This window comes from Vreelandella olivaria, assembly GCF_023507745.1.
Taxonomy (GTDB): domain Bacteria; phylum Pseudomonadota; class Gammaproteobacteria; order Pseudomonadales; family Halomonadaceae; genus Vreelandella; species Vreelandella olivaria_A.
On record NZ_JALPZO010000172.1, the window covers coordinates 154,262 to 161,053 of the forward strand.

Annotated in this window: 7 protein-coding genes and 1 pseudogene; 3 read left to right on the top strand and 5 right to left on the bottom strand. The window is 51.3% G+C overall.

Annotated elements, in window-relative coordinates; genetic code table 11:
- Positions 1 to 28 precede the first annotated feature (28 nt).
- Together HP566_RS20765 and HP566_RS20770 are read right to left on the bottom strand one after the other, a co-directional pair.
- Positions 29 to 469 carry an Rrf2 family transcriptional regulator gene (locus tag HP566_RS20765; RefSeq protein WP_249979205.1) on the bottom strand — a complete coding sequence of 147 codons (441 nt, stop codon included), beginning with the start codon at positions 467 to 469 and terminating at the stop codon, positions 29 to 31.
- A 204-nt stretch (positions 470 to 673) separates the two neighbouring features.
- A complete protein-coding gene (locus HP566_RS20770; protein WP_249979206.1) occupies positions 674 to 850 on the bottom strand; it encodes a hypothetical protein in 177 nt (58 codons plus the stop codon).
- Between the two features lie 384 nt (positions 851 to 1,234).
- Between HP566_RS20770 and HP566_RS20775 the strand changes: the two genes are divergently transcribed.
- On the top strand, positions 1,235 to 1,531 hold the full coding sequence (locus tag HP566_RS20775; RefSeq protein WP_249979207.1) for a DUF1330 domain-containing protein: 297 nt from the start codon (positions 1,235 to 1,237) through the stop codon (positions 1,529 to 1,531).
- Between the two features lie 123 nt (positions 1,532 to 1,654).
- Here HP566_RS20775 and HP566_RS20780 read toward each other — a convergent pair whose 3' ends face one another.
- Positions 1,655 to 2,182 carry a hypothetical protein gene (locus tag HP566_RS20780; protein WP_249979208.1) on the bottom strand — a complete coding sequence of 176 codons (528 nt, stop codon included), beginning with the start codon at positions 2,180 to 2,182 and terminating at the stop codon, positions 1,655 to 1,657.
- A 225-nt stretch (positions 2,183 to 2,407) separates the two neighbouring features.
- Between HP566_RS20780 and HP566_RS20785 the strand changes: the two genes are divergently transcribed.
- Together HP566_RS20785 and cml are read left to right on the top strand one after the other, a co-directional pair.
- The gene (locus HP566_RS20785) at positions 2,408 to 2,998 is read left to right on the top strand and encodes a superoxide dismutase (protein WP_249979209.1); all 591 of its coding nucleotides are present in this window, start codon (positions 2,408 to 2,410) and stop codon (positions 2,996 to 2,998) included.
- Positions 2,999 to 3,412: 414 nt separating this feature from the next.
- Positions 3,413 to 4,606, top strand: a complete 1,194-nt coding sequence (cml, locus tag HP566_RS20790) for a CmlA/FloR family chloramphenicol efflux MFS transporter (protein WP_249979212.1) — start codon at positions 3,413 to 3,415, stop codon at positions 4,604 to 4,606.
- A 15-nt stretch (positions 4,607 to 4,621) separates the two neighbouring features.
- Here cml and HP566_RS20795 read toward each other — a convergent pair.
- Both HP566_RS20795 and HP566_RS20800 read right to left on the bottom strand, forming a co-directional pair.
- Positions 4,622 to 4,894: pseudogene (locus HP566_RS20795) on the bottom strand (hypothetical protein); the annotation flags it as partial.
- Positions 4,895 to 5,025: 131 nt separating this feature from the next.
- Entirely contained in the window at positions 5,026 to 6,024 is a 999-nt protein-coding gene (locus HP566_RS20800) for a hypothetical protein (protein WP_249979210.1), read from the bottom strand.
- Positions 6,025 to 6,792: the final 768 nt, after the last annotated feature.

Sequence of the window (6,792 nt, forward strand, 5' to 3'; positions counted from 1 at the left end):
GCAGAAGTATGTAAGTCGGCTGACGTAGTCAGCAGCCTTTACTTTTCGTGATATCATCGAACTGCTCAGCCAGTTCCGCTAACGTCACCGCCCCCAGGCGTGCAACCAGCAGTGCTTCGGCTTCACGCATAGCCTCAAAAAGTGCTTTGTTCACCACCTGTTCAACCGCGCAATCTGGGTTCTCGCGGTCCATTCCAATAGCAAAAATGCGCGGCCCTCCCACCGCATTGTGGATATCCAGCAACGTCACGCTTTGCAAGTCACACGCGATACGCCAGCCACCGTTATGCCCCTTCTCAGAGGTTACATAACCGGCTTTACGTAACCCCGCCATGGTTCGGCGCACCACAGCTGCATTGGTACCTAGCATCAGCCCAATCTGTTCCGAGGTAATCAATTCAGGCTCACGCGCCATATGTAGTAACACATGCAACATACGGGAAAGGCGGCTATCGGTTCTCACGGTCATTCATTCCACAGCAATGGTTTCAAAACAGCATTATGGAGCCACTGTACCACGCCTGACTCCCTACTCCGCTCTGTGTAAATGCAGCAAGCCAGTTCAGAAGCCATACGGTATACTTGATGAGCAACTGACTAACAGCATGAAGGGCAACCTAAGCATGTTAGGCCGCCCTTCATGACTGGCTATATCACAACCAGTCAGTTTCGTTTAAGGGTTTCTGTCAATAAGATCGCTAGGTGAAAAACTCCGCGTCTCACTACTTGTGCTTGTAGAGGTCGATTCAGGATAAGCAATCTCATTATCCTTATCAGAGCCTCTTTCAGCGAGGGCTACACCCGAAATAAGCATTAATGTCATCATTAAGGCGATATTTAACATTTTCATGATTCACTCCTTGTGAACAGATCGTTAATTAGCTCTTGCGGCTGAATATGGTAAGAAGCTAACTTGCTCGCCTTACCATCCATTCATGTATGTATGATAAGTTCAAACAGACCGGTAGCGAATGCATAGAACTCTCCTTTTCTTGCCTAATCCACTTTTAAAGCCTTATTTAGCATATATCCCCCCCTCCCCAGAAAGTGGTAGAAGGCGTAATAAAGCGTTGCATAATTAGAGTGCCTGACCCTATACGAGGCCAGGTAATTTCTCAGAGGCATTATTGGGGCGTGCGATTTCAGCCAAAGCGCGTCAAGATGCGAGATTGCTGATGCCAGCATCTATACCCAACGCTGAAAGCTTGCCTAATCGCTACGTAAGGAGAATGTAATGCCCGCTTATATCGTACTGACCCGCGAACACACCCACGATACCCAGGAAATGGAGCGCTACAGCGAGAAGGCGAAAGCCGCCCGTGCAGGCCACGACCCGCAACCACTCGCTTTTTATGGAGATTTTGAAGTGCTCGAAGGCAGCTCTATGGAAGGGGCTGTGATTCTGCGTTTCCCCGATATGGTGGCTGCCCGCGCCTGGTACCAAAGCCCCGCCTATCAGGAGGCCCGCAAGCACCGTTTTCTGGGTGCTGATTATCGGGTGTTTATCGTCGATGGAATCGAGCAGCTTTAGGCGCCACCTCTGCGTATGCTTGACTATCTGCATAAGAGGGCAGGCCCAACCAAGTGGATGCACAGATCATCATACGTGCTTGTTACACCAAGATCGTCTGACTCTCTACGCAACCCTTCCTGCTCAATGCACGTTAGCGGCACTAGCGGCCGCTGACGGCATGCTGGATAGTCCAGCTGGCATATCGAACTTGCGCTGTAATAAGTCAGCACTCGCAACCAAAATGCGATAATCAGGATGGGTCCGCGCCTCCGGGCAGAGCTGTTCAAGTGCTATGACCGCACGCCCCAAATGTCGTACGCACTGCAAGCGCAGTTCCTGCGGCACGTTACGCTGTTCAGCGACCTCAATCAGGCGCTCCAATGCAGAGCGTGCGTAGCGGTGCATCATCTGCCTGTTACCGATGTCACTATATAGAGTGGCAAGGTTAAACGCAGCGATGTTGTAGGTCATTGGTGCATAGTGACAAGCAGCTTGTTCAGACTGAACCTTATCAAACATGGTGCTGGCTTCAGTTAGCGCCCTCTCGTAGTAGCGCTGTGCATCATGTAGCTGGCCGCGCTCAAGCGAATCGTTACCTGCTTGCGTAAACCACGCCCACTGGCTGTCGATACCACCTCCTGGCTCCGCGTTTTGAATTGTCTTACTCATCATAAGCCCCACTAGATTTGAAGATTAGATAGGAGCTTTCGGAATTGGTGCACTAGTGCCAACCAAAAGATCCCTTTGACTTAAAAACTTAGCATTGGCTAAACTTTTAAGCAAAGGGTAATTCACCCTTTGGTAAAAGACCCCGACAGCAATGACGAAAGCGGCCCCTCACCCTCAGTTGGCTAAGCTGAGCTACCACCGCTAATACGAACCAAGGAGACTCACATGGCTTTTTCACTTCCCGAGCTGCCCTACGACCGCAGCGCCCTGGCACCGTATATGTCGCGCGAAACACTCGATTACCATTACGGCAAGCACCACAGCACCTATGTGACCAAAGCTAACGACGCGATCATGAACACCACCGATGCATCGCTCGGCAACGTCGACCTCCCCGAGCTCATCACCCGCGAGCGTGAGGGGTTTCTCTTCAACCAAGCCGCACAAATCTGGAACCACACTTTCTTCTGGCACTGCCTGACGCCCGGCGGCTCCGCCCCCACCGGCGAGCTGACTCGAGAGCTGGACCGGCATTTTGGTTCACTTGAGGCGTTCAAGCAGCAGTTCTCGGATGCCGCACAGAAGGTCTTCGGCGCAGGATGGACCTGGCTAGTCGTCGACGGTGACAAACTCAAGATCGTCAATACACCCAACGCCGAGAATCCGCTACTCAACGGCCAGACACCGTTGCTGACCGTGGACATGTGGGAACACGCTTATTACATCGACCACCGTAATGCGAAGCCAGACTTCCTCGAAAGCTTCTGGGCCCTAGCGGATTTCGATGCGGCGGCACGTCGACTGGATCACGGATAGCGTAAGGTCAGGACAGACGGTCACGGGGTCGAAGATACCCGTGACCTTCACAGATATGCCTAGATCAGCCAGATATGCATACTTCTCTATGGGGCAGGATTCCTAGAATGGGGTTGCTCGGCACATGTTCTATTCGGCTCAAGGGCTATTTTCCAAAGTGATTATGATTGGCAGAGCAGTTTATGACGCTTGATAACACGAAAAAGCCCGAGTAGCCTTGCGCTTCTTCTTCCGGTTAAGCTATCAACGCCGTTAGGCCAGCTACTGAAGAACACATTCATGGAATCAAAAAAGTCAGACCACTAAGCCGCAGCAACTTTGCTTTCTCGTTGTTGCGGCAGCCTGCTTAAACCACTTCCTTAAAGGTAGGCCGCCGCCAAATCATCTTATTTGCGCGGAGGTTTTATCGTGCCTATTAAAAATCCTCGGCTGTGGACTTACAGCCTGCCGGTAGCGTTGGTGCTGCTGGCTCCCTTTAATATTCTAGCGTCGCTCGGTATGGATATTTATCTGCCGATAGTGCCTGCTATGCCGAAAATTCTCGGAACAACACCCGAGGTAGTGCAGTTAACGCTTACCCTCTACATGATTATGCTAGGTGTAGGTCAGATTATCTTCGGTCCGCTTTCAGACCGCTTTGGTCGGCGCCCAATTCTGATTAGCGGGGTATTCGTATTCGCTGCAACTTCATTGGCACTCGCGGCTACCACGTCAGCTTGGCTTTTCGTTTTACTACGACTAGTACAAGCTGCTGGGGCGGCCGCGATGCTGGTGGCCGTTTTCGCAACGGTGCGCGACGTTTATGCGGATACTCCCGAGAGTACGGTGATCTATAGCCTAATGAACGCGATGTTGGCTTTCGTTCCCGCGCTAGGCCCCATTGCAGGAGCCTTAATTGCGCGTTATTTCGGCTGGGAAGCCATATTTCTTGCTCTCTGTATCTCAGCACTCATAGCACTTCCCCTCGTATTACCGAAATGGCATGAGACCAGGAGAACCAGAACACAATCTAGTGGCGCAAGTTTTAGCATCGTACTCCAGAGTCCTTACTTTTGGACCTATACGCTGGCTTTCGGCACCGCAATGGGCTCGTTCTTTGTGTTCTTTTCTACCGCCCCACGGGTACTCATCGAAGGGGCAGGCTTCTCTGAACTGGGTTTCAGCTATGCCTTCTCGACAGTAGCACTCGCAATGATCGGTACAACACGCTTCGCCAAGCGCTTCGTAGCTCGCTGGGGAATCCCCGGCTGCGTGGCTCGTGGCATGCTAATACTACTTTTCAGTGCGAACTTGCTTGGATTGGGCCAGATCTTCCTAACTCCCAGCTTTTGGTCTTTCGTGTTACCCATGTGGCTGGTTGCGGTCGGTATCGTGTTCACAACATCGGTGACAGCCAATGGTGCGCTTCATGAATTCAGCGAGATGGCCGGTACTGCCGTCGCCCTGCACTTCTGCGTTCAGAGTGTGATCGTCGGTGTGATAGGCACGGGTGCAGTGATAGCGCTAAATGGTAGTACTGCATGGCCACTTATCGCCTATACAGGCGGCATGGCAGCGATTACGTTGGCTGCGCTTATCGGCTTAACGCGGTATAAGCGACAGAGGTAGTTAGTTCGTTCTTTTTCAGTGGCGATCAAGCCTTAAATGGCAAAGATCGCCACTATAAGGTGCCTCCTCTGTTCGCCCAAGTAACACCGAATACCGAGTACTGCGCCCACCACCGGGTAGCTTGTAGAGGCAGCCTTTTTCCAGCAGCTCTGCCAAATCCCACGTTGCGGTGGCTTTACTCACTTTAGCCAACGATTGGTACTTACGAGCATTGATACCCTGCTCAAATTCCTCCCCTGCCGTATCCAATAAGCGGTTCAGTACCTTGATCTGACGCTCGTTCATCATGACATGCTTGGCGGACAGGCTGCTGAGGTTATTCCACAAGCAACCCTGCTGGCCCTTTGATGATCAGCGACCATGCTCGGCACATTTGTTAAGCTGGGCATGGTGGCTTGGTCGGGGCGTCAGGTATCGATCTATGTTGAAGTTGCGGGTGCCTGGGCTGATGGCTCCGCCATTGCCTCCTCTGCCGGGGAGAGCTGTTTCGAGGGCTTGATTATCAAATAAATCTGAGCGCCAATGCTGATAGGCCACAGGCTGAGACCGATTGTTTTGGCCAGTAGAAACAGCCACCCATTATCATAAAACTCGTTTATTGCCAGCCAGACCGTACCGCCTCCGAGGACGAGTGTCAGGCCTAGCCCCCCGCATAAAATGGCCGTCGTAGCATCGGTAAAACTGTTCAATCGCTTGGCGATTAGTTTGAGAATCCAGACGCCTCCCAGCACTGTCAGTAGCAGCAGGAAAAAGCCACCAATCTTCAACGTTGAATCGAGTGCCCAGTAGTAACCCATCACTGATAGGTTGTCGAGACGCCAAACCATGATGCCGCTAATAGCGATGCCTATCACGCCGATCACCAAGTGGGCTAATAGATAGCGGCGCAAGAAGGTCAGGCAGTCCAGCTGTTTTTCCACAGGCATATCCGGCCGCTGACGCAAGAGCGCATGTGACGGTTCAACATCGCGAAGAGAGCGTAATGTGAACCCCATGAGCAGTGCCACAATGCCTATTATTGCCAGCACCACTATCGATAACAGAGGGTAACCGAAGTGCTCCTCGAAACCATTCGATGCCGCCCAATTGATCATTGAGGCCAAAGCCCCTAATGAGTAGGTGCCGATCCCGGCAAGGCTACCTAAAACGCGGCCGAAGGCATTAATACCCACGATGATATGCAGCACGATCAATACGAGATCCATTGAGATGTGCGGCGTGAAATAGTTAATCCAAAAAAAAGCGTCAGAATAGAATCTTGGTGTCATGTCCCATAAGAAACGGTCTTGGCTCACAAGAAACGCACCACCTACCTGGAGGCTTAATAGCAGATAGGCAGCTAGCCAGTAGCGGTGCCGGTCCAGGCGCGGCTCGCTCATCGAGCGGAACCAGTAAAGTTCTTTCAAGATGTGAAACATATCTTTCCCTTGGAATTACGGTAATATTAGCGGTGGGTGTGAAATGCTGGACAGCAAGATTGATATTGGCTAGCAGTCGTTGAAGCTGGTTTAAAAGAGCATTCAAACTCTGAAAACCTCGAACACACCCTTCACAATAATACTTTGCCACCACTGTTCTTTGTAATCTAATTCTATTTATTTAAACATAATGACGCTTTATGCATTTATTCGGCTCTTCGACGCTGGGTGTAGAATTCGCTCTTGAGCTGGGCCAGAATATGCTCTCCCCCAACAGCAGTAGCCTCATCGCGCTCTATTGGAGTTGACTGTGGAAGACTAAGTAGGTGGCGAATTCAGCAGGCCAATAACACTAGCCCGCCGCTTTGCTAAGTTAGGATTGACCTATTCTACTTGAGCGGTTGCAACCGCAGGGCCAGACATTAATGCGATAGTGGTAGTACCCAGCGCTGTCGCAACAGCAGCGAATAGATAAATCTCATTAAGTCCAGATGTCGACAACACGATAGCACCAAGCACTGCACCAAGACCTATCGCCGCATTGAAAATGGCGACATAAATTGCAGAGGCTGGTAGGACGTCATCACCAGCTTCCTTGAGAATCCAAGTTTGGAATCCCATCAAAACAGCAGCAATGCCCCCGACGTCACCCCCAGATTGAGTAGCGCTACACTTTAGAGTCCGATCCTATGGGTAAGGAGGTTGGACATGAAGAAGCGTTTCAGCGAAGAACAGATCATTGGTTTCCTGGGCGAAGCCGAAGCGGGA